Origin of the sequence: Shewanella sp. SR43-8 (assembly GCF_014163775.1) — a bacterium.
Taxonomy (GTDB): Bacteria; Pseudomonadota; Gammaproteobacteria; order Enterobacterales; family Shewanellaceae; genus Shewanella; species Shewanella vesiculosa.
Genome location: NZ_JACJDX010000019.1, coordinates 14,131 through 38,413 on the forward strand (window position 1 = coordinate 14,131; position 24,283 = coordinate 38,413).

At 39.9% G+C, this 24,283-nt stretch carries 23 protein-coding genes; 17 read left to right on the plus strand and 6 right to left on the minus strand.

What is annotated here, in order from left to right:
* Positions 1–50: 50 nt before the first annotated feature.
* Complete coding sequence (locus H5114_RS19260) at positions 51–1,217, minus strand: multidrug effflux MFS transporter (RefSeq protein ID WP_124018442.1); 1,167 nt, start codon at positions 1,215–1,217, stop codon at positions 51–53.
* Positions 1,218–1,522: 305 nt separating this feature from the next.
* Here H5114_RS19260 and H5114_RS19265 point away from each other — a divergent pair, with 305 nt between their 5' ends.
* The 5 genes from H5114_RS19265 to H5114_RS19285 all read left to right on the plus strand — a co-directional run bounded on the left by H5114_RS19265 (position 1,523) and on the right by H5114_RS19285 (position 7,457).
* Complete coding sequence (locus H5114_RS19265) at positions 1,523–3,430, plus strand: choice-of-anchor I family protein (protein ID WP_182723800.1); 1,908 nt, start codon at positions 1,523–1,525, stop codon at positions 3,428–3,430.
* 227 nt (positions 3,431–3,657) lie between these two features.
* Positions 3,658–5,397, plus strand: coding sequence for a SulP family inorganic anion transporter (locus tag H5114_RS19270; RefSeq protein WP_182723814.1), 1,740 nt, complete (start codon positions 3,658–3,660; stop codon positions 5,395–5,397).
* 228 nt (positions 5,398–5,625) lie between these two features.
* On the plus strand, positions 5,626–6,249 hold the full coding sequence (locus tag H5114_RS19275) for a 2OG-Fe(II) oxygenase (protein WP_182723801.1): 624 nt from the start codon (positions 5,626–5,628) through the stop codon (positions 6,247–6,249).
* Positions 6,250–6,423: 174 nt separating this feature from the next.
* Positions 6,424–7,014, plus strand: a complete 591-nt coding sequence (locus H5114_RS19280) for a GNAT family N-acetyltransferase (protein WP_182723815.1) — start codon at positions 6,424–6,426, stop codon at positions 7,012–7,014.
* A 53-nt stretch (positions 7,015–7,067) separates the two neighbouring features.
* Complete coding sequence (locus tag H5114_RS19285; RefSeq protein WP_165870201.1) at positions 7,068–7,457, plus strand: hypothetical protein; 390 nt, start codon at positions 7,068–7,070, stop codon at positions 7,455–7,457.
* 51 nt (positions 7,458–7,508) lie between these two features.
* Here the strand turns inward: H5114_RS19285 and H5114_RS19290 are convergent, their stop codons facing one another.
* The 5 genes from H5114_RS19290 to sbcB all read right to left on the minus strand — a co-directional run bounded on the left by H5114_RS19290 (position 7,509) and on the right by sbcB (position 14,287).
* Positions 7,509–7,841 carry a YdbL family protein gene (locus H5114_RS19290; protein ID WP_182698761.1) on the minus strand — a complete coding sequence of 111 codons (333 nt, stop codon included), beginning with the start codon at positions 7,839–7,841 and terminating at the stop codon, positions 7,509–7,511.
* A 15-nt stretch (positions 7,842–7,856) separates the two neighbouring features.
* Positions 7,857–8,015: a YnbE family lipoprotein gene (locus tag H5114_RS19295; RefSeq protein ID WP_124018445.1), complete on the minus strand. Its 159-nt coding sequence runs from the start codon at positions 8,013–8,015 to the stop codon at positions 7,857–7,859.
* 63 nt (positions 8,016–8,078) lie between these two features.
* On the minus strand, positions 8,079–11,261 hold the full coding sequence (locus tag H5114_RS19300) for a YdbH domain-containing protein (protein ID WP_182723802.1): 3,183 nt from the start codon (positions 11,259–11,261) through the stop codon (positions 8,079–8,081).
* A gap of 663 nt (positions 11,262–11,924) precedes the next feature.
* Positions 11,925–12,821, minus strand: coding sequence for a cytidine deaminase (cdd, locus tag H5114_RS19305; protein WP_124018439.1), 897 nt, complete (start codon positions 12,819–12,821; stop codon positions 11,925–11,927).
* 44 nt (positions 12,822–12,865) lie between these two features.
* A complete protein-coding gene (gene sbcB / locus H5114_RS19310) occupies positions 12,866–14,287 on the minus strand; it encodes an exodeoxyribonuclease I (RefSeq protein ID WP_182698759.1) in 1,422 nt (473 codons plus the stop codon).
* Positions 14,288–14,476: 189 nt separating this feature from the next.
* Between sbcB and H5114_RS19315 the strand changes: the two genes are divergently transcribed.
* The 12 genes from H5114_RS19315 (at position 14,477) to H5114_RS19370 (ending at position 24,136) form a co-directional block, all read left to right on the plus strand.
* The gene (locus tag H5114_RS19315) at positions 14,477–14,647 is read left to right on the plus strand and encodes an Arm DNA-binding domain-containing protein (RefSeq protein ID WP_182723803.1); all 171 of its coding nucleotides are present in this window, start codon (positions 14,477–14,479) and stop codon (positions 14,645–14,647) included.
* Positions 14,648–15,434: 787 nt separating this feature from the next.
* Positions 15,435–15,674 carry a hypothetical protein gene (locus H5114_RS19320; protein ID WP_182723804.1) on the plus strand — a complete coding sequence of 80 codons (240 nt, stop codon included), beginning with the start codon at positions 15,435–15,437 and terminating at the stop codon, positions 15,672–15,674.
* Between the two features lie 79 nt (positions 15,675–15,753).
* Positions 15,754–16,182: a DUF4844 domain-containing protein gene (locus tag H5114_RS19325; RefSeq protein ID WP_259395342.1), complete on the plus strand. Its 429-nt coding sequence runs from the start codon at positions 15,754–15,756 to the stop codon at positions 16,180–16,182.
* 102 nt (positions 16,183–16,284) lie between these two features.
* On the plus strand, positions 16,285–16,569 hold the full coding sequence (locus H5114_RS19330; protein WP_182723805.1) for a hypothetical protein: 285 nt from the start codon (positions 16,285–16,287) through the stop codon (positions 16,567–16,569).
* A 170-nt stretch (positions 16,570–16,739) separates the two neighbouring features.
* Positions 16,740–17,132 (plus strand): hypothetical protein, encoded by a 393-nt coding sequence (locus H5114_RS19335; protein WP_182723806.1) that lies wholly within the window; start codon positions 16,740–16,742, stop codon positions 17,130–17,132.
* A gap of 400 nt (positions 17,133–17,532) precedes the next feature.
* Complete coding sequence (locus H5114_RS19340; RefSeq protein WP_182723807.1) at positions 17,533–18,450, plus strand: hypothetical protein; 918 nt, start codon at positions 17,533–17,535, stop codon at positions 18,448–18,450.
* A gap of 424 nt (positions 18,451–18,874) precedes the next feature.
* Positions 18,875–20,386 (plus strand): SIR2 family protein, encoded by a 1,512-nt coding sequence (locus H5114_RS19345; protein ID WP_182723808.1) that lies wholly within the window; start codon positions 18,875–18,877, stop codon positions 20,384–20,386.
* A gap of 120 nt (positions 20,387–20,506) precedes the next feature.
* Positions 20,507–21,091 (plus strand): MltR family transcriptional regulator, encoded by a 585-nt coding sequence (locus H5114_RS19350; protein ID WP_182723809.1) that lies wholly within the window; start codon positions 20,507–20,509, stop codon positions 21,089–21,091.
* Positions 21,092–21,436: 345 nt separating this feature from the next.
* Positions 21,437–21,751, plus strand: coding sequence for a glycoside hydrolase family protein (locus tag H5114_RS19355; protein ID WP_182723810.1), 315 nt, complete (start codon positions 21,437–21,439; stop codon positions 21,749–21,751).
* Positions 21,752–22,025: 274 nt separating this feature from the next.
* Positions 22,026–22,829, plus strand: a complete 804-nt coding sequence (locus tag H5114_RS19360) for a hypothetical protein (protein WP_182723811.1) — start codon at positions 22,026–22,028, stop codon at positions 22,827–22,829.
* Between the two features lie 25 nt (positions 22,830–22,854).
* Positions 22,855–23,676 carry a 23S rRNA (guanine(745)-N(1))-methyltransferase gene (rlmA, locus tag H5114_RS19365; RefSeq protein WP_124018112.1) on the plus strand — a complete coding sequence of 274 codons (822 nt, stop codon included), beginning with the start codon at positions 22,855–22,857 and terminating at the stop codon, positions 23,674–23,676.
* A gap of 253 nt (positions 23,677–23,929) precedes the next feature.
* A complete protein-coding gene (locus H5114_RS19370) occupies positions 23,930–24,136 on the plus strand; it encodes a cold-shock protein (protein WP_124018113.1) in 207 nt (68 codons plus the stop codon).
* Positions 24,137–24,283 lie beyond the last annotated feature (147 nt).

The following is a 24,283-nucleotide window of genomic DNA, read 5'->3' on the forward strand; positions in this document are numbered from 1 at the left end:
GAATAAAGCCACCGATATCGATGACTTTATTTGTGGTAATACTTTATTCATTAAAGGGTCTTATTTTTCGATAAGGTACTTTGAAAAAACTGACATAGCCCGACTAATAAAATAGCGCCAAGCATCAATGCTGCAAAAGGCACAGCGGTACCGTCATAAAAATACGCCAGCAGTGGCCCCGCAACTGCGCCAAAACCAAAGCGTAGCGTACCAATCACTGCGGTGGCAGTACCGGTTTCTTGCTTGAATTTCATTAATACAATGGCGTCGGCATTGACTGACATCACCCCTAGCGAGCCCATTAAAGGAATAAGCATTAACACGGTAAAATGATAACTTAAATCGAGTAAATTAACGGCTAGCAAGCCAGTTGCGGCAATGACTCCGAAGAATGTTGATACATGTAACATCCGTTTGGAGCCGAATCGGCTAACCACTCTAGAGTTGACAATGTTGGCGAGCATCAAGGCTCCCACATTGGTGCTAAATAAAATCGCAAACAGCGATTTATCTAAATTAAACACTTCCATGTAGATAAAAGGCGAAGCGGTTAAGTAACAAAAGAAAGCAAACGAAGTTAATACACCGCTGGATAAATTCAGTTTGACGCCATTGCGAGCAAAGACTGTGTAGTAGCCGCCTAAAAAGGTCTTTTGACTGCGACTGCCTAGGTCTTTATCGCTGGGCATTTTTAGTTTAAATAATACTAAGACTAATAATGTGATGGCATAACAACTTTGGCTTAAAAAGATAAGATGCCAATCGCCGAGTTCCATTATCAAACTACCCAAAGTAGGTGCAAGTAATGGCGCTAACATCATAATAAGGCTGACATAAGACATGCCTTTGGCGGTATTGTCGCCATAAATCTCTTTAATGTAGCCAGGCACCACAACCGTGGCAGCAGCACCAATCAGAGCTTGTGCAAAACGCAATATCAAAAATTGTTCAATACTGGTACTTAATGCAATAAGTAAGCTAATAATCGTGAAACCTAATAAGCCAAATATGACCAGTGGACGTCGGCCTATCTTATCGGCCAATGGGCCAAATATCAGCATGCCTAATGCATAGCCCGCCAGATAAATACTCAGCGATTGTTGCACTGTCGTGATGTCGGTATCAAACCCTAAGGCCAATGTAGACATCGCTGGTAAGTACATGTCGATGGCTAAAGGAGTGATGGCGACAATCGCGGCAAGCATAGGTATTAACATCGCTAAGTGGGGAATACCCGCTGATACTGGAGATGAGTTGGACTTTGATGGCGATACCACGGGAACCTCATGTGCTTTGTGCGTTTTTGCTGAAAATGGCGAAAAATTTTCGTTAGTTTACCACGCTATGGCGCATTTTCTGAGCCTGAATTTGTAATGAATAATTTAGCTAAATAGCATTTACATTAAGGCAATAGAGCGAATTCAAATAGAACAAAAATGCAACATTTTTGTCATTAAAACTTCACCTTGATTGTCTAAGTTGTTGGCATTATTTTGCATAACTTAATTCGGAACTTTAGTTTATGAAACGCTTCCCTCAAGGTAAAACGGCACTACTGGTTTCTTCAATCATGGCCACAATGTTGCTAACGGCATGCAATGGTGACGATGGACAAGCGGGGGCCCAGGGCATGGATGGCATCAATGGAGACGTTGGGTTGTCAGCCCTGGTTGCGTTAACCTCGCTTGCTGTCGGCGATGCACAATGTCCATTCGGCGGCCAGCAAATTGAAACCGGAGTAGACATCAATAGTGATGGTGTTTTAGATGCAAGTGAAGTTGATGCGGCGCAAACACAAATAATGTGTAATCAAGCCCATAATACTCTGAGCGCTGATTTAGTGGGGCGTTATCAATCAGGTGTTTATGGTCTTAGTGCCGCAGAAATTGTTGATTATCATCCGGCAAGCCAAAGCGCATTTGTCGTCAATGCTCAAAGTGGCAAAGTTGATGTGGTTGATTTATCGATGTTAACTCAAGCGCCGGTTTACGCTGAAGCCGGTTACAGTTTAAATAATCTCAGCAAAAAAACGGATTTAAATATCAGTGTCGATACTGGCTTAACTTTATTAGGCGCAGTTAACAGCGTCAGTGTATCGGGTAATTTACTCGCCGCTGCCGTTGAACGAGCAGACGCCTTAGGTAATGCGACCCAAGGTAATGGCATTGTTGCATTTTATCGTTTATCAGACAGTGAGTTACCCCAGTACTTGTCATTTGTTGACGTTGGAGCATTACCCGACAATGTCGTGTTCAGCCCTGACGGTAGCATGTTATTAGTCGCCAACGAAGGTGAGCCAAATAGTGCTTATGATATCGACCCTGAAGGTTCTATCGCGTTAATTGCAATCACTAATGGTGTGCCTGCCACAACGGCTACCCTAATCGATTTCAATGATTTTAATGTTGGTGGTTCACGTAATGCAGAACTGAGTCCATTAATTAAGATCAATGGCCCTGGAGCGAGTGTCGCGCAAGATTTAGAGCCTGAATATATTGCCGTGTCGCCAGACAGCCAAACTGCTTATGTCAGTTTACAAGAAAATAACGCCATTGCAGTGATTGATATCAAGGCGGCAGCGGTAAAAAATATTATTGCTTTAGGGCTTAAAGACTTTGGCTTAGACGCCAATAAAATCGATGCCAGTGATAAAGATGATGCCATAAATATACAGGCTTATGCTGGGGTTTATGGTATGTATCAGCCAGATACGATAGCCAGTTATCGCTGGAATAATACTGATTTTATTGTCACTGCCAATGAGGGGGATTCACGAGATTACGCCGGTTTTTCCGAAGAGGCTCGTGCAGCAGATCTAAGCTTAGATCCAAACCATCCACAATTTGCCGCAGCGCAAGATAAAACACAGCTTGGGCGCTTAAAAGTCACCACCAGTATGGGTGATGACAACAATGATGGCTTAATGGATAAAATTGTTGCTTATGGCGGGCGTTCATTTTCGATTTGGACTGCAGATGGCCAGCAAGTATTTGACAGCGCTGGTGATTTTGAGCGAATTACTGCTGCGATATTGGCAATGAACTTCAATAATAATAACGATGAAAACAAAGGTGATAGCCGCAGTGACGATAAAGGTCCAGAGCCAGAGGCACTCGCTCTTGGCCAAATAGGCTCACGCACTTATGCCTTTATTGGTTTAGAGCGTACCTCTGGATTTATGATTTACGATATTACTAATCCATTTGCCGTATCGTTTGTCGATTATGTCAGCAACCGTAACTTTGATGCTGATTATGTCATTGATACCGATACTGGTGACGTTGAAGGTGATGCAACATTAGCAGGTGATTTAGGCCCAGAAGGGATGAAGTTTATTGCCAGCCAATATAGCCCGACAGGCTTGCCATTGTTACTGATTGGTAATGAGGTTAGCGGCACCACAACTGTGTATCAACTAAAATTACAGTAATGCATTGATGCTTTTTTATCGCCAAAGCGAATGACCGTGTTGCGATTTTGAGTGTCTAACAAGCCGAGCATAATATGCTCGGCTTTTTTTGCTGCGTATGTCCCATCCTGAAATATGTTTATTTATCACAGGTGAATATGTCGTAATTAATTTGAAATAAAACTATGATAACAACCTAGATTATAAGTATTGAGGTTGTTGTGGTACTGAGTCGTTTGTATGATTTTATGCCAGGTTTAGAGACCTTCTCTCGTTACGAGCGAAGCTGGCTCAAGGATGATGTTCGCGCCGGTTTGTCTGTTGCCGCGGTTGCGTTACCTGTGGCAATTGCTTATGCGCAATTAACCGGTGTGAATGCCGCTGTGGGGTTGTACTCTTGCGTGTTACCTATGATCATCTACGCTTTATTTGGCACCTCAAGACAACTGATTGTTGGTCCCGATGCGGCAACTTGTGCGGTTATTGCTGCGGTAGTGACACCTTTAGCGGCCGGCGACAGCCTTAAACATTGGCAATTAGTGATGACCATGACCGTGATGACCGGTTTTTGGTGTTTAATCGCCAGTCGATTTAAATTAGGTGTATTAGCAGACTTTTTATCAAAACCTATTCTAATGGGACTACTCAATGGTGTCGCCATTACCATTATTGTCGGCCAATTTTCAAAAATATTCGGTTTTACCTTTGATGAAAAATACTTACTTGAACGCTTAGGTGGTGCGCCAAGCTATTTGTCGCAAACCCATATTCCGACGCTATTGATGGCCATCCTTACTGTAATTGTCTACTTTGCAATGAAACGCTTTAAACCAACTTGGCCTGCGTCGATGTTTGCTATTGCTGTTGGCGCCGCTTTAGTGTGGCTTTTCCACTTAACCGACTATGATATTGCGGTGATTGGAAGCGTGGCAGGAGGAATGCCATCATTTCAAACACCAGTGTTTAATATCGGTATCGCTCGTGAGTTAGTCATGCCGGCGCTCAATTTAGCGATGGTGAGCTTTGTCAGTATGATGCTTACCGCCCGCAGCTTTGCTGCTAAAAATGGTTATGACATTGATGCCGATAAAGAGTTTAAAGCCTTAGGTTTGGCCAATATTGCTTCTGCTCTCTCGCAAGGTTTTGCCGTTAGTGGCGCAGATTCTCGTACGGCTGTAAATGATGCTAATGGCGGAAAAACCCAATTAGTGTCCGTGATTGCGGCGGTATTGATCGCCATTGTGGCAGTGTTTTTAACCACGCCGTTAGAGTTTATTCCCAGTGCAGCATTGGGCGTTGTGTTAGTGATAGCCTCAATACATCTTATCGATCTGAAAGCGCTGTGGGGATTACGTTTACGCGATCGCCAAGCATTTTATTTGGCCTTAACAACTTTCTTTGCTGTTCTGTTTATTGGCGTTATTCCCGGAATTACCCTTGCGGTGCTATTGGGATTATTTCAGTTTTTACGAACGGTCATGCGACCAACAGATCAAGTGCTCGGGCTTGATGCCAAAGGGATTATTCGTAGCGTTGATAGCAGTGATAAAGCCGCATCTGTGCCTGGTGTGTTCATTTATCGATTTAATTCTCCACTGACTTATTTTAATGCCACCTACTTTAAACGACGTTTACTTGAACGATTTGCTCGTCAGAATCAACAAGAAACCATTGAGTGCGTGATTATCGATGCGGTGCCATGTTTTACCCATTTAGATTTGAGCGTGATGGCCATGTTGACCGACATCAATGCATTATTGCGTAAACGCGGAGTGAGTTTGGTATTGGCAGGGCGTAAACGACAATTAATTAGTTGGTTTGAACAAACCGATATGGTGTCTGGAGAAGAAGGCATTACAATTCATTCAGACTTATATCTCGCGTTAAAGATGCACCAAAGTCATGTTGCTGCTTATGAGTCTCAACGCTTAGATGATGCTGATCAGGATGGTTCGATAGAGGTGATACTGTCACATAGCCAAATTTAACCATTAGGGTTCGCTGTTGTTGTGTGTTAGGTTTGATTAAGTTAATGAATTTAAATGCTTTTAATAAGTGTTGTTCAGAGCGTATTTATTATATAAAATCGCCAAAAATAACCAAGGTATGGCAATCATACCTTGTAATGACGCCCCCTCGAAAATCAGGCCCTTAATTTCCTTCCAGGGCCCTTGAGTAAAGTAAAAAGCGTAGTCTTTCTGTTGGATGTGGCATGTATGGTTTCGCAAGTAAGTGAAGCAATGCTGGATGTGATCGCAGATGCGTTAGTCGATAAAGGGTATATCCTCTTATCAGATATCATTCCTGATTATGTAAGTCTGGCCTTGCTTGAAAAAGTGCAAGCTCAGCGCGATATTGATTTTAAAAAAGCCGCCGTTGGCCGAGGTCTTGAGCAACAAATTAATCCTGATATTCGTTCGGATAAAATTAGCTGGCTAGACAATCAAGACCCTATTGACCGTGAATATTTGTCGATGATGAGTCAACTTAAAGATGGCCTTAATCGTCGTTTGTTTATGGGGCTATTTGACTTTGAAAGTCATTACGCAGTTTATGAGCCGGGGGCATTTTATAAAAAACACCTCGATGCGCTGCACGGCAGCCAAAACCGCATTTTATCGACAGTCTTTTTCTTAAATTCTGACTGGCAGGAAAACGACGGTGGTGAGTTGATTATTTATGATGAATCTGATTTAGCTCTAGAAGTGGTTAATCCTAAAATTGGAACCTTGGTGCTGTTTTTAAGTGAACGTTTCCCTCATGAAGTGAGACCGACAATGAAAACTCGCAACAGTATTGCTGGATGGTTTAGGGTTAGTCACGCTAATCATGGCTTTTAATCATATTGCTGTCAGCCTGGTGCTGTGATAAGCCATTTTTAAGATAATCTTTTAGTCACAACAGAAAACAATGTTTTTAGAATATCAATAAAAACATTGTTGCCGTTGGCTGTATATCTATATGCAGTTAAGGTAATGTAACCTATCAACAACAGGAGCATTAACTTGAGCTGGATTAATAGACAAGATTGCTTAATTGGCGAGCATGTTATTTTAGAACCATTATCATTAGAGCATGTTGCTGGTTTAATTTTAGCTGCTAACGACGGTGAATTGTGGACCTTATGGTATACAAACATCCCCGATGCTTCGGGAATGAAAGCGTATGTCGAGTTTGCACAAGCCTGTGAAAACCGAGGTGAAGCCGTTGCATTTGCCGTGCGTGATAAAGTGTCTGGTAACATTGTTGGTAGCACTAGAATTTGTCATTGGGATCAACCCAATCGCAGACTTGAAATTGGCTACACTTGGTATGCTAAATCCTATCAGCGTACGGCCATAAATACCGAATCTAAGTTATTAATACTCCGTTATGCTTTTAATACCTTAGACGCCATAGCGGTTGAATTTAGAACTCACAGGCATAATCTTGCCTCACGAAATGCAATTGAACGACTCGGTGCCAAGCAAGATGGCATATTACGCAATCATAAAATCTTAGCTGATGGTACTATTCGTGACACGGTCGTGTTTTCGATTCTTGAAACCGAATGGCCTCTAGTAGAACCGTTTTTAACATCTCGTTTAACGCATTATCAATCTTAACATTACCGACTAATTTCTAAACATGAAGGGAAAGAACCATGAATAAATCTGCTATGTGGATTTTTACTGTATCGGCACTTTGCGCCAGCATGACCGCACGTGCAGAAGATGCTGCAGAAAAGGCATTTACTGATGAGTTAATCGAATGTGCAGCTTATTATCAAATTAGCTCTGAAGCGATTGGTGCGATGAATGCACCACAAATGAAAGCAGTCGGAGACCGTTTAAAAACGTCCGCAGTTGATGCGGTTGCTATTGCGGGAAAGTATCGCGCGCCTGCGCAAGTTGAAAAAGATGTGATTGCCGCTAAACAACAGCAAATCGATAAATTAGCCGGCTCGAATAACTTAGGTGGACTGATGGCAAAGTACAAAGATTCTTGTAAATCCATTGTCACTGAACCACAAAAACGCTTAGATTATTGGACTATGGCGACCATGTAATGGCGTCATATTAAGTGAATATAAATAACCACGTATAGTTTTCTATCGTGGTTATTTTTTTAGCCATTGCCCTTGGGGCGTTTGGATCATATGCCCAGGTTCTGCTGCTTCAATGGCTTTTTGCGCTGCGAGTGTCGCGACTTCATCAATGCTCACGCTATGTCGTTTGGCGATAGATTGATAATAGTATTTCCGTTTAGCATTAACGGATAATACTAGCTGTTTTGCCTCAGGAGTGTCGATAATTAACCCTAAATAACCATTCGGTTGCTCACCCACTATTCTTGCTGCTTTAGCCTCTTGCAATGTCATTGACCACGCACTAGCACTCCATAATAAACTGGTTAAGCATAGTGCTGTAGCGAAAGTGAAAGTTGATTTCATCTTGATCACCTCTGCTTAAAATAACTCATCATTTTCGAGTAAATTATTGAGTTCTTTATCCACTCTAATTTTAATTTCATGCTCAATTTTTACATTTAAGTTAATCACGATAGGCTTATCGGGCGGTTCTATTTTTACTGTTGGCGTACAAGCTGATAGGCATAACGATGCCATTATGGTGCTGATACTGATTAGATAAAGCGATGAATATTTCACGTAGACGATCCTTTTATGCTGCTATTGGATTTTTGTTTCAATCTTGTTTTGTAGTTGATTGCCAATCTGGGTGCTTTTGTATAATTGAATCAGGTTTTCTTGATGAGTGTAATTGAGGTGGACAGGTCGCTCAATTCCGCGGCTGTTACCTTTAACACCCAAGTTAAGCACGGCATCTCCATTGGGCGTCATGTCAAATGTGCTCGCCAACTCAGTGTAGTTAAGATGCTCAAGTGCGGTAAATACCAATCCAAGATAGGGTTGAGATAATTCTAGTCTATCTATGGCAGGATTTCCGGCTACTTCAATTAATCCTCCAGGCTTACGCGCTGCAAGTTTGCCACCGGATATTGTCACTTTGCCATCCGTTAATTCTGCAGGGAGTACGCCATCAAATAAGCCATTGGCTTTAACTCCTACTTGGGGTTGTTCTTCTAAAAACTTATCTAAACTAAGACCTTGTAATAACAAGTATCCATAAGATTTATCATGCAGTTTAAGCACAAATTCAGGTAATAGAAAACGTCCATCCAGCATGTCGCCACTGGCGGTAAGATTAATGTTAGTCTCACTTAATCCGGTAACCTGTTGTAACCAGTTGGTCGGCAGTTTATTGCCATCTTTATTGAGTTCAATATTGGCATTAACATTTAAATTAGTGAGCGATAAGCCGATTTTAGCTTGCTGTAAACTGATAGCCGTTTGTGGACAGACAAGCTTACTGTGAGCAAAGTGTTTTGCGTCTGCGGCCGTATTCGGTGCATCGTAAGTTTGTTGCCAGTTAAATTGGCATTGAGCAAAAACTTCACCGCCGTTAAATGTTTTATCTTGCCATTGCCCAGATAAAGACGATAACTGCTGTTCAATCTTCATCTCAAATTGACTGCTATTGTCTATTTCGCTTAAGGCAAAGCCTGCAATGAGTTTACTGTGGCCCTGTATAGTAAAGTCATTCGGCAAGGGTTGGACTTTTTGCAATGTATTTAGTGCGGTTTCAATGTCGGTATCGAATGTCCATTGTCCTGCTAGTGATAAGGGGCTTTTCTTATCCGCAAATTTAAGCAAGTGGTAGCTGCTTAAGGTAAGAGTATCGAGTTGCCATTGCTCATTACCGATTAATAGCCCTTTGGATAAGTTAAGTTGTTGAATGACATTTAACTGGTTTAGCGCAAGCAAAGGCTGGCGGCGATTGTTGCCGATCTGTTTGGTGATATCGAGTTGATTGACACGCCATGCTATGTCGTTAGTCGCTGGGGTTTGTAACCACTTGTCTAATGACGTTTGTAAAGAGTCATCTCTATGTAATCCAAGGGATAACTTTTGGTTAAACGCCACCTCAGCTTTATTAATCACTCCCTCTATGGTCGATAATGCGTTTTTGCCTGCATGCGTTGCTCGCTGGCCAATAAGCTGACCAATTTGAATCTTGAAAGGGGCCAGATCAATTTGAGTCGTGTCTGCTTTGAACACTATGGTAGAGGTGTCATTGACCGTAAGCCCAAATGTCTCCCATTGCGCCGACGTTGTTTGGGTTTGTTTAGTTTGCTGCTGATTCACACTGGTTACACTGCGTGAAATACTACTGTGATTAATGGCAAAGCTAGAGCTTGAATCTAACGATAGCGTGAGTTGATCTTGTTGTTGCGATATTTTACCGACTAAATGTAGTTTAGCCTCTGACAATAACAGCTGATCTAAAGCAATTTGCGGAAATAAAGCTTTAATATCAATAGTACTTGGAGCTGAAGGCGATGCTTGTAAGGCCGCCTTTTGATTTGTGCCAGTTATGGGATCTGTTATCCCTGTGTTGTCAGTGGCGAGTGTTACTGCTTGCTGTTGTTCGGTTTGGTTTATGGCGGCATGCGATGATAAAGCCATATCCAAGTCAAAATCACTGCTAAATTGTTGGTGACTATTCAATGTGGTATGGGCCAAGGTTAGCTGACTTTGCAGTAGTAATCCCTCAATGCTCAGCTTCAAGTCCGGCAGTGTTATTTGTAACGGTAACATATCATTTTGTAAGGGAATAACCGCTTCGATAGGGGAGTCCATGTGCACATCAATATGGGCCTGCTGAGAAGCCAACTTAGGCGTAAGTTGATCAATAGCATGTATTATTTGATTACCATGATCACCGGCAAATAATCTAATCAGCTTATTTCTGTCTTGTTCTGTTGGTGACAGTTGATAGTTGATGGGCTCTATGTTGAGTTTAATCGCGAACGCGTTAGTGGTTTTGTTGTCGGTTAAGGTTGTTGATATTGGGTAGTTACCCATATTTAGCATTAATTTAATTGGCTGCTGCGGCGCAAAATATACACTTGGCCACAGTGGAGAGTGCAAGGATAGTCCATCAATTGATTGTTGGCTGCTGATCTCGCCGCTCATTAAGTCAACTTTACTATGGGCTGTCCACTGGCCTTTCACTGTGAGTTGTTGCTGACGGATGGGTTGCAGTATCTGTGATAACTGTTGCTGTAAGCCATTAAGCATATTATTAGCTTGTGCTTGTTGTGACTGCTGCTTGCTGGTTAATAAATGTAAATATTGATCTAATGACTCAAGCCCCTGATAACTTAAGCCCAAATCAACCAGCGTATTAAATTGCCACGCTTGTTTATCTAAGGTGGCATCAAGACTAAATAATGGAAAATCATTAAAGCGCCACAAGGTATTTAACTGACCTTCTGGAGTTAATGTGAGCTTGTCCATTTTTAACGTATTGTGCTGTGGATCATCTTTATCCAGAAGTGGCAGCTTAATGTTAATCTCGCCTAATTCAATCATGGGTAATTTAGCCAAGTTGAGCTGCATTGACGCCGGCGATTCTTCTGTTTGTTGAGACTGACGAATAAAGAAACTGTCACCTAAATCGACATAAACACTGTGTGTTTTGATACTAATAATGTCGTCAGCACTGATTTGTTGATTTTTAAGAATTTGCAGGCTATCACGCAGCTCAAGGTTAAATTCTTGGATAGCGATATGACTGTCTTCCACTTTCAATACTAATCTAGGAATATAAATATGGTTAAACGACACATATTCGGCATCAAAGTTAAGCACTTCAATATGATTGTCGGCGAGTAAATTATTGAGTATTTTGACTGTAATGGGTTTGGCATTTTCGAAAATGATCCACACTAAGGCCACTGTACAAAACAGCACAAAGAGTAAGATCTTGTTAACGGTCAAAATGCGCAATAGTGACTCACTTTACGTTTGCTTGGTTAAGGGCATATGTGTTTGTTGGTCATGTATTTTTACATGACCTTGACTGTGATTACTCATCGCGACACCTTGTTGATTATAAGACATTTAGCAACATAAATTGGCTCATAAATGCTATTGCCAAAAAGAGGCTATTTAACGGTATAGCAATTAAAAAGTGAATTAGTTTAGCATGTTATTAGCAGTAGATTATTAAAATATAACACATTATTAATCTGTGAGCAGTTCAACTTTTAAGACGTATTTAGCTGCAGGTCGTGACAATTTGATGCCAGACAGAGTTTGCCAAGTGTCATGATGCATTATGTGTGAGTGATAATGCATGAGTAAGTAACCACAAATACTGCCGCAAGCGGCGGTTAAATAATCTTGCTTATTTGATAGAAGACGTTTTTATCAGGAGTGGAGTGATTTAGCGACTGTGTCTCTAAAACGGTGTCTCTAAAAACGGTGTTTCTTTAACGATGTCTCTAAGACTTGTGCTGCATTTCTCAATTAAGTGTTGAACCACTTATCTCGAGTCAATGTTCACCATAAAAGTTCAACTGTATCTGAGTTTCATGTGGTATTTAATTCAATAAAAAAGGCGCATATGAGCGCCTTTTTATTGCCGATTAAGATGGCAAGCTTTTTCGTTTAGCCTATCAAAGGTTCAACAACCATGTGTTGTAGTTCAATTGGGGCTATAGCATGTAGAGCATCCATTGCAGCACCCACTAAAGTGATTTTCCCTACCGATGATTCAACTAATACAGCACGCTTAATCTCGCTATATTGGCGGTTATTACGGATCAGATTTGATAACGCCATTTGCATAGGCTGCATTGATGGATTAAATGCTGCACTTTCAGCATAGCGACCACAGAAAGTGGCGCCATCCTTGGTTTCAAGAACTACAGCGGCGTTATTGTTGGTGTATGGCGCATAACTTAGGCCCATTTGATCAATGGCTTCAATGATCATTGGGTCATCAGAATCACAATTAAACTCTTGCTGACGTTTACTTAATAGCGGCATGGTGACATCTAAGTCAGCAGGGCCAAACGCATAAGGCAAATAGTGTGCTAGTGTTTTAGTTTCTTGCTCTGGCAAATGAATTCTAATCTTACTGCCATTGACTAGTTCATTCATAAATTGGCGGCAGTGGCCACAAGGGCTGAAGTTGACAATAATATCAACAATTTCTGTTTCACCGGCCAGCCAAGCGTGGCTGATTGCACTTTGTTCAGCGTGTACGCTGTGAAATAGCGCTTCACCGGGTAATTCTAAATTAGCCCCCATGTACAAGTCGCCACTGGCACCTTTTGCGATAGCGCCTACGTAGAATTCGCTGATAGGAGGGTTAGCCAGTGCAGCTGCAATAGGTAATAAATCCATTAGCACTTGTTGTTCTGGTTTGCCGCTTGCTTTTACAAGCTCTGCAAATTGAATCGCATCAATATGACCACAAAATTGCTCATGAAGTATTGGCACAAGTGCGGTAGCCAAAGGCTTGTCTAGTTGAGTAATGCTCTCTAAAAATCGATTTTGCATTCCCTTATCCTTAGATGAAATAAATTGTGTAAAGTGAAAGTTCACTATAATGATTGTAAATATTGGTATAGGGCTTTTAATAGCTTTTGTTTGTGTTCATTCTCGCTGGTTTCTTCGACCAGATTTTCGAGTTTTATCACATAATCAGCATTCGATAATCGTTGTTGACAGAAATCACGCCATTTACGAGCTTCACTGTCGCTTAATGTTTCTGGGTAATTACGGGCCCTAAAGCGAAACAACATTTCGTTGATACGAGGATCATCAAACTGCAATGCTAATGCGGCTAAATTATGGGGTGCTGTATGGCAAATAATGTCCATTTTCGTTTTATCGGCATGGCTGAAAAAACCACCGCTGTAGAGCATTAAATCAGGATCAGTAATCGGTTTACGGTCTGATTCAAGTTCAAAGACTTGGTTCAGTTTTTCACGCAATTCTGGGTGATTTTTCAGGCGTTTATATTGCTCGCGTGCAAATGCTTTATCAAACTGTAATTTTTCTGTTACCTCATCGTCAAGTAATTTTGGTGAACCGATAAACGGGCACTTGTTCAGATGAATTTGTTTAAGTGGTATCGCCAGCTCGTTTTCGGCCAGATTTTGACGCGAGGTGTACATACGGTCGCTGATTTCTTGGGCCGACAAGGTTAACAAGGGAGAAATGTCCATCGCCAAATTAACGCAGATCACTGCATTTTTATTCGTTGGATGATAGGCCACTGGTGCAATCAATGTGGTACAGCCTTGCAGCGCACTAATTTTTGAACTGACATGAACCAATGGCTGCATTTTTAGCACATCAATATGATCCGCAACCGCTTGTTTACGTCTTAAGTTAAAATAATATTCATACAGTTTAGGCTGTTTTTGCTTAATTAATTTAGCCATAGCGATGGTGGCATAAACATCTGACATAGCATCATGAGCTTTTTCATGACTTAAGCCATTGGCTTGAGTGAGTAGTTCGAGCTTAAAACTCGGCGAGCCATCTTCTTTCATAGGCCAATTAATTCCGTCGGGACGAAATGCATAGCAAGCACGAACTAAATCAATAATGTCCCATCTCGAATTACCGTTTTGCCACTCGCGTGCGTAAGGGTCGATAAAGTTACGATAAAAACCATAACGACTGACTTCATCATCAAAACGTAGTGAGTTGTAGCCTACAACACAGGTGTTTGGTTGACTAAATAAGCCATTGATACGTTTCATAAACTCAGCTTCTGGTATACCTTTAAGGTTAGCCAGTTGCGGGGTTATACCTGTAATGAGTATGGCTTCGGCGGCGGGTAAATAATCTGGTGCAAGTTTACAATAAAAGGTTTCAGGCTCACCAATAATGTTCAATTCTAGATCTGTTCGAATACCTGCAAATTGTGATGGTCGATCTTTACTTGGATTCGCCCCAAATGTTTCGTAATCGTGCCAAAATAGGGATGGTTGATTATCATGATTTATGTTCATTTATTTTTACTCATTTTTCTATTTAACGTCATGTAAATCATGATTAATTCCATTTTAAATCATTTTATTCAATTCAATTTAATTGAATTTGCTTTGCTATTAGGGCATCTGTGTACATGCCTGCGTACATATTTTTAATGTGTCATAAACTCTATATATCAATACTAAATATGTACGCAGGCTCTAAAAATGTCTTTATCTGACAGACTGTTACGCTCTATAAACAGCAAACCATATTCAGGTAAATCTGAGCTTTCAGACCGCGATGGTTTAAGTGTGCGCATCAGTGATGCTGGAACCATTACCTGGCAGTATCGCTTTCGATTTCGCTCGTCGCCAGGGTGTTTAACCTTAGGTTGATACCCCGATGTTAAACTGGCTGAAGCCCGAAAATTGATACCAGAACTTAGAAACTCATTAACGAATGATACAGATCCAAGAGTGTATTGGAAACAACGTAATACCCGAAGAAGCAGATCAACCGTTAGGTACTGTTGTGAACAATTCCTATTAAAGCAAAGTAATTCTTTAAAGCCTGGTACTGTAGCAACATATGGGTCATGTTTTAAAGTTCATTTGTTTGCTTGGTTTGAAGACCGTTTAGTAGAAGATATTACTCTGGGTGAATGAATTGATTTCTTTGGTCAAAAGTCGAAGAAGAATAGGGTAACATCTGGTGCAATTCTCAAACAGTTGCAAACAGTTTTAGATTGGTCTGTTAGGCGTCAGTTGATCCCCAACGTTGATGTGCTCCAATTAAGAGTATCTGATATTGGTTCTGCTTCAACAGTAGGCTCAAGAGTCCTAACTATTTTAGAGTGCGGTAAAATAAATGGGTCCTTCTAGCTCGGTGCACTGCGGGGGTGAACAAGCGCAGTGCTTCACTACATATGAAAATTTTAGGGGGTTGTGTTGTTTTATAGCTTTGATCTCTGCCAATCAATTTTACCTAAAGATTAAACTCATTAAGTGAATGAATTAATGGTTTACCCTACATTTGATGATGCACAATTCTACTCAACTTTTGATCGTCTTAAACCGCAACTTTTGATCGCCTAAAACTTTGTTTCTATCACTTCAGTTTGATGTTATTTTTAATGGGCTGGTTACATTGATGTAAATACTAGTTCACTAGTTAAGGATGACTATGAGTAACGCCACAGAATTGTATTGTATTGAATCCACCTCTGACACTTCTATCATCGAAGAGATCATTCAAAATGAGTTGAAAAGGGCCGACGGCTTACCCCAAGAGTTAGCGGTAAAAGTTTTTGCCAAGGACAATAGTATATGCTGGGATTTCGATGATTCTATTGCCATTTCTTTTGAGCAACAAAAAGTATTAGTCAAAATCGTGCACTCTGCATTTAACTCAGTAAAGCGATAACTTAGAAAAAATATTAAAAAATAAAGACTTATGCCTTGCAAACAGCGCAACGCATAAATACTAAAACGTTAGTGAGAACATGAAAAAATTCAGCATTTTGCTTTTATCCATAATTAGTCTTTTTGCCATCGCAGGAAATAGTAAAATGATTCATAACAATGTTGAGCGTCTACAGAAGCTTGAAAAGTTGTTAATTGAAAAGAAATTTACTGCTGATGAAAAGCTTTTTTATCCTGGGGCGCCTTCAGAAGAAATTAGGGCAACATGCGAACAAGCAATAAATATCTTGATCAAGGCATTAATTGATATTCCTGAAACAGGTATTACGAAAGATCAATTTTGGGGACTCCTAGAAAAAGCCGCGGAGCTTTATAAGCAATTTGACTCAGAAGAAATGGACCGAGGCTTAACTTATATGGAAGAAATAATGGACATTTACGGCATCGAAAGTTCAGGTGGTAGATTAAACACTTGGAGGTATGGGTTTTACCCAGTTAATTCTCACTAACATGTTAAATCATCGGAAAACCACTCACTGGCTGCGCCAAAGCGTTCGCGTTTTCCGCTGTTTAAAGCGTTATGCGTATTCGCAGGTATTAGGCTCAAATTAATGAAGCGAACACAATTTGATATTCTCAGGCAGTGTTACGATGAACTAGCTTCTGAACTTAAAACAGTTGAACACGATCTTATACGGGATTTGTTGAGAGCTTGGGATGTGTCTTTTAAACAGATGGATAATTATTTGCTATCGAAACAAGTCACAAAATCTCAAGTTAGTTCCGGGCTGCGGCAGGGCTTAAAAGATTTACCAGAAATATTTGATGATTTACCAGAATCTATTCGAGAGACGGCTCTGGCGAAGTATAAGTTGGTGATGTCGAAATATGAGTAAAGTCAAAATAGATCTACAGCCGAGAGCTGGCATCAAAAAAAGCAAATTTCTATAGCATAAAGCTTACCCATTAACCTGGACTCGGCATCGGCCAAGTCCAACAAGCGGTTTGTGCCATGCAAACAGCGCAACGCACAAATACTAAAACGTTATACACAAGGAGTTTGTAAATGCCTTTTTCCGCCAAAATGACTTTAATGTTGCTTTATTTGAGTTCAGGAGTCAGCATTACTCTTGCTGCATGGATGATGTTAGTCGTAGAGGCTAGACCATCAACTGCAGTTTCACAGTTAATTTCTGGAGCAGCCTTTTTTTGGGTGGCTTCTGCTTTGAAAAAGCGAGATGAAAAATCTTTGATTATTGGTTTAATAGGGACTGGTGGATTCCCTCTTTTTTGGCTTTGGAAGGCTTATGACCAGTATTTTTACGATCTTTCTCTGTTTGATGCATTTAGAGTTTATCCGATTTTGGGAATATATATCATCCCCTTATCTGCACTGATTTTTTTGCTATTACCAGCCTCAAAAAGCTACTTTAGACCTAAACACGAAAGTTGCGTATAACAAACCTCTAAATTCAGATTCACCAAGGCTGTCATGCCATTTGCTGAGCAAATCGCCCGCCAGCACTCGGTTCACTTATTAGCAGGGCGTTGAACTAAGCCTCTGCGCGGAGCGAAATGCTGACTCAATAGAGTGTATTAACCTCATTGAATCAGTTAGACTTAAAAAAATGTGATGGAACACTATAATGACAAGGGAATTGCAATTGAACACCTACAAATCAAGTCTCATAATCAATTCAACATTAATTTGCTGCCCAGAGCTCGCATCAAAAAAAGCAAATACCTATTGTATAAAGCGTAACCATTAACCTGGACTCGACTTAGTCCAACAAGCGGTGTATGTAGTGCAAACAGTGAAATGCACAAATATTAAAGCGGTTAGCATTTAAGGAATCAACTTGACCATATTGAGAGAAATCCAAGCTTCACTAATTTCTGATGAACCTAATCTGGGAAGTGTTTTCTTAAAGTTGAGGCTACTTGCTGCTCGACTAGGTAGTGATATATTGGGAGACTGGGTTAAGCATGAAATGTCTGGATACCCAAAAGATATTGATCTACCCGATTACAGAATTGTAGCCGTTTCTTATAGGGGGACTTTCAGCGGACCATTTAATTCCGGCATTAAAAATGCTCCTATTCCAACTTGGATTGTTGAAAAACACGCAGGGGAACAATGGACAAATCATCGGATCAGAGATGGAATTGCGGCCATTGATGATCTTGTAAGAGGCTCAAAAGATTCTGGTGTCCTTGGTATAGATGCTTCTAACCTTATTCTGATGTTACAAGGTAAAGTATATGAAAGGTATGCTTGCATTGAAATCTCGGGGTCACTATCTCGTAGTTCATTGGTACAAATCCAAAATGAAGTAAAAAGTCGTGTTCTTGAACTTACTATCGAATTAGAGAAGTCTATACCTGCAGCAGCTGAAATTGTTTTATCCTCTCCAGAAACCAATGGAATTGATGCACAAGAAGTTTCTCGAATAATAAATCAAACTATTTATGGAAATTACACATCGATTAATAATTCAGGCGCCGCGGCTCAAATTGGTATTACTACAGTTCAAGGTAACGCAGAAGAGTTAGTCAAAATGCTTGAAGCTGCAGGTATATCTAAAGAGTCAGCAGCAGAACTAGCTGAAATCACTAAAACCGAAGAACCAACCTCGATAGAAGAGCCCTTAGGTCGCAAAGCTAAAAAATGGATGTTAGAAAATTTAAAAAAAGCTGAAGATGGAACTTGGAAGGTTGGAATCTCCGTAGCTACGGACGTTATTAAAAAAGCCGTCATGGGTTATTACGGACTGTAAATGGCTAACAAGCAATGTAATAGTTTGCAAAGAAACGCAAAAACAACGTCAGCTTATTCACTGCATATTATGAGTTGAGACAGTAGGAATTTTTAAGAAAAATGGCCTGTTTTATGGATCTAAATCCATCACTTAGTGTTTTAAAGAACCGAAACATGGCCACCCACGATTATTGCTAGATTTACAAAATGTGATGGAACACCACTATGAAAAGGGAATTGAAATTGAACACATACAAATCAAGCCTCATAATCAATTCAAAATTGCTTTGCAGCCCAGAGCTCGCATCAAAAAAAGCAAATTCCTGTAGCATGAAGTGTACCCATTAGCCTGGACTCGGCATCGGCCAAGTCCAACAAGCTATTTATGCCATGCAAACAGCGCAATGCACAAATACTAAAACGTTATATTTCTAAGGAAGATTATGAGCTGTATCGACCAATTAAATGATGATGTAAAAATCAGTCTATTCTCGTCAGTATATTTAAAAAATTATTTTTTATGGATTGGTTCAGGCTTTTCATATAATTTTGGTTTCGGTAGCTGGGAAGCAGTTTTAGAGAGAATTAGTGAAAAGATTGAATACCCGTTTGAGCTTGATGTTAAAAGCCCTCTAAAAGCAGCGGAGTTATTATGTTCATATTCAAAACAAGAAAAAGGTTTTGATGAAATTAAGTTTAACTCTTTAGTTGCAGAATCACTTTTAGATCTAAAAAAAGATAATGTTGAACCTGACTGGGTTAGAAGATTTAGAGCATTTTCACCCAATATGATTGTTACAACTAACTGGGATAACCAGTTAGAAACTATATATGATGATCTGGTAAATGTTGTAGTTAGAAAAGACAAAGCACCTCAAGTTTCAAATACGGGTAAAAATCTATTCAAAATTCATGGCGATGTAGGAAGGCCTTCAAGTATCGTTGTAACGCAAAGCCAATATTTTTCTTTTCAAAGGGAAGATACGTATCTAAATCGTAAAATTTACACACTATTTTCAGAAGCTTCTCCTATTTTTCTTGGTTATAGCCTAACGGATCCTAATATCGGTTTTTTGTACGATGAAGTTTATGCCCATTTAGGCGAAGAGAAACCCCCTGCATTTATGGTCGTTCATCCGACGGTCGAAGATAAAGTTTTAGAAGAATCAAAACTATTATTTAAAGATAAAAATATCCATATTATTAAAGCAGAGATAGGTGAATTCTTAGAAGATCTATCTAGCGAGTTTAGAGAATATAAAAAAACAGGGAAACGGTTTTTTGCCGAGCATGCCAATATAGAAGCTAGATTAAAAGAAATTGTAGAGCTTATTATTGGTAAAAAGACCATATCTCAAGATGATGTCTTAATGCGTTTTAATAATCGTGATTCTAGACAACAAGCAGTTAAAGCCTTTGTTGAAATACTATCTAATCAATTATTGTATATTGAATTTGGTGGGAAGTTATTAGCTCCTGAAAATAGAATGTCTTATAGAGAAATCGATCAAATAGTTAATTCGATCATTTCAATGGTAAATGAAGACGGTTATCCTGACCAAATCGTCAGGGAGAGTTTTTATGAATCTGTAATGAAGTTATGTGCCAAGTCAGATGGAGTATGGGATTTTTATAGTGCTAAGCAACCTTTTTACAATATATTGAGAATATCTCCTGGTGTAGAAAGTTCAGTTTACCGTGAAAGGATCTCTCATATTATCGAAGTTTTAAGATGGTCAGGAAAAGATAAACTTGGTAAATGTTGGGGGACATGGGATGTTTTTTGTAAGCAAATCGATTGGATTAGCGCTTCAGACATTGAGGGTATTCTCACTGAAATGGAAAAAGAAGATAAATTACCTTATTATTCATCTGACCGTGACTGGCTTACTAAATTAAAAGAGTGTAAAAATATCACCGACGCTCAAAAGGCACGTGTAGACAGTGTAATCTAAATATGATAAATCATTTAAACGGAATTAAAACAGTTGGTTAGAGTTAACTGTGCTTCACATTATAACCAACAATTTTAATCCGCTTAATGCGGCATTGGCCACAGGGAGAATTAGGCTCAGATGAGATTAGACCACGCTGAAGATTTAGCACAGTTTGTTGAGGAGCTTAAGAGAGAAACTGATAGAGGTCTCCCTTTGGTTGGTGCAGCACTAATAGATGAGAAGCTATTGGAAACACTTCAATCATTTTTTGTTGAAGGTAAATCATCAAAAAAATTACTTACGGAAGGTAATTCTCCTTTAGGTACTTTCTCATCAAAAATAGAGGCTTGCTATGCCCTAGGTTTAATCGATGAATTTGAGTATCAAGAAATAAGTCTAATTCGTAAAGTACGAAATGAATTTGCTCATGCAAAACATGGCTTATCGTTTCAAACAGACAAAATTAAGGGTTTTTGTTCAAGCCTAAAGTCAGATTTACCAGAGGGCTCTGGCTACCCAGTTAATGACCCAAGGTTTAGGTTCACTAATGCAATTGTTTGTGTGGTACTAAGGCTCTACTACAGACCAGCATGGGGTGAAAAAGAGCGTCGAGAACCTAAATCTTGGGTGACTTCAGACGCTACAATGTGGCGTTCAGTTAAAGATGAATTACCACCTGAAGGTATGCCAGTTATTGTAATGGCAAAGGGAGAAAGTAAATGAAGCAACAAGCGATAATAAGGTGCCGTTACGGTTTAATTCGCATAATGTGACTCAGCATACTATAGCCTATTGCCCCATTCTTATTTGCAGCAAATCGCTTAACCGATAACTTTTAAATCAAATTTAAAAATATCGGTTTTACATATCACGAAAGCCAATTCGACCAACGCCATATGTGGCGTGCTTCTACTCCTAAAAACAGCTACAGTTTATATAAGCTTGATACCACTGCGTAACTGGCTTTGCTTTCTCTCTTGTTTCTCTTTGCGTTCTCTCTCATAACATCCTCGCCGTTGGGCTCCTGTATTGGAGCCCTTTTTTTTGCTCATATTTACCAGGTGCAGCATGAATATTAAAACAAGGCTTTTGGCGCTGGGGTTTACTGGTGCCATTCTTACTGGCGGTGTGTTGGTTGCTACGGGTGAAGGTGAAGTATTACGCACCTATATTGACCCTAGCGGTATTGAAACGGCTTGCTTTGGCCAAACTGGCCACAACATTAAGCTTGGCATGGTGTTCACTAACCAGCAGTGCCTAGACATGCTGGCAACCAGCCTTAAAAGCTTTGACCGTGAATTGCTTACACTCACCCCGCCATTAAGCGAGGGTGAACACATTAACAGCCTATTACGTGTGCGAACACTGCGGTTGCTGCATTGAAAACAATCAACTGCACAACATGGAAGAGCACCCAAGCGCTTTATGGATATGCGATAAAACGGGCGTGTACACCTCAAAATAAGGACGGTTGAATTACGTTAGCCATAATAAATATAAGATCCTTTTCCCGAGTAAAATCATGTTAATATTTATCAGCATAAAAAAATGATGATGAGTTAATCTACAATTAAATTAATTCTAATATTGACTCGTTTACTCGTGACTAATGAGGATTTGCTGATTAAAATTCAATAACGTAATAAAGGGATATTCTATGCATCATGTATTTACTCAACCCTGTGTGAGTGAAATAGTTCAACCTACTGCGTTGACGCTTCACTTACCTGATAGTGTGAGTGACTTATTAGTGTTATCAGCGATGAGTAGTCCTTTGGTTGAGTTTGTGGTTAGCCAAGTTAGTCATACTCAAGCGACTCTCATCACCCGAATTCAGCCGTTCTTGAGTTTTGCTTTTGAAACGATGCCGCCGACTAACAACACTCCACAGCAAAGACGTAGTGTGGGGCAGGGGATAAAGTTATATCCTTTAACAGGCGTGGCGCCTCGGGTGTGTATTGAACAGCTAAGACGTGGCGTAACGGTTAGCATTAACATCGATGCGGGTGTTTATTTTAGTTTATCTACCGAAACTCGTTTTGAATTAGTAACCTTAGAGAATGATTTACGGATTTTGAGCGAACCTCAAGTTCTTGTTATGGCTAAAGCGATATTAGGCCGTAAGTTTGATCATGATGAGCCCTCTAACATGCTTGCTGTTCATATTAGTGAATTGGAGCAAGTACGACGAGAGTTACGTGACTATTTGCGGGGTGAGTCGGGGAAAATCCACCCTGGTGTATCAACCGAGCTATTAAAACTTGATCATTTATTGCAAAATAAGCACCAATGGTTGTTACGCACCTATCATCAGTCATTAGAGCGTACCAACTTAGGATATTCATCAAATGAACAGATTGTTAGTAATGAACAACTACAACGTAAATTAGATTGTTTTGAACTATTAGCCCCTAAAGACGTGTCGGAAATGGTCAATAAGCTGTGTGAAGACGATCTTTAATTTTTCAGTAACTCTAGAGTCCAACATGTCTTATATTTGCCCTATTTGTAATGCCCCATTAGTACAAAATCAAAAATCATTGCAATGTGAACAACGCCATCAATTTGATTTTGCAAAAGAAGGTTACGTTAATTTATTACCAGTACAGAAGAAGAAAACCAAAGATCCTGGTGATAACAAAGAAATGATGTTTGCTAGGCGGGAGTTTCTTAATCAAGGTTTTTATCAACCACTAAGTGACAAGGTAAATCAGTTAGCGCTTGAATATACCACTGATGTAAACAAGATCCTTGATATAGGCTGTGGTGAGGGATATTACAGTCATAGGTTGTTTGAAACACTACAATCTGCCACGCAATCCGATATTGAACTTTTCGGGCTGGATATTTCTAAGTTTGCCATTCGTTATGCCGCAAAACGCTATTCAACAATGAATTTTTGCGTTGCGAGTGCATTTGAAATGCCTTTTGCAGACGACAGTTTTGATTTAGCCATCCGTATTTATGCGCCCTCTAAAATTGAAGAGTTACAAAGGGTGATAAAACCAGGAGGAATACTCATTACTGTGTCACCAGGTCCTATGCATCACTATGCGTTAAAGAAGAAGATCTACAGTGAACCCAAACTACACTCTGAAGAGTCGATAGTATTAGCAGGATTTACTTATTTAGCACATGAAGAGCTTGGTTATTCGTTGTCACTGACGCGTACAGAAGATATTGATCATTTTCTTAATATGACGCCTTATGCCTGGAAGCTGAGTGACTCACAAAAGTCTCAAATAATAGAGCAAGGGCTCGAATGTGAGATAGACTTTAAAATCGAAATTCATCAACGCGAACAATAAACAATCAGATAATTGATATAAATAACTATTTGATGCTCAAAGATAAACCGTTTTGTGATGGCATTAAATAAATAGGGTTGTTTTGCCGATGTTTGTTGACTTATTTCTAAAATGGTTTATAGTTTACTCAGCTTGAAGGTTGGGCTTATATTTATCAATACGAACAGTTTCGTCCTGTAAACATAAGTAATACCGGCATTTTCCAGCTTTACCGCCGTTAAGGCTTTAACTATTTTTTTACAGGATTTATATTATGTCTCAAGTTACTGGTGTTGTTAAGTGGTTTAACTCTGATAAAGGTTTCGGATTTATTGAGCAAGAGTCTGGTCCAGACGTATTCGTTCACTTCCGTGCTATCAATTCAGACGGTTTCAAAACTCTTGACGAAGGTCAGAAAGTTTCTTTCACTGTGACTCAAGGTCAGAAAGGTCCTCAAGCTGAGAACGTTTCAGTAGTTTAATATTTAGCTCGAGCTAAATGTTAGGACTTTAAAGCTGTAGCAATTTATTGCTGCAGTTTTTTTTATTTTCAAAGTTTACTCTTTACACTCTTGTTGTATTGTCGCCATACCCATACCCATACCCATACCCATACCCATACCCATACC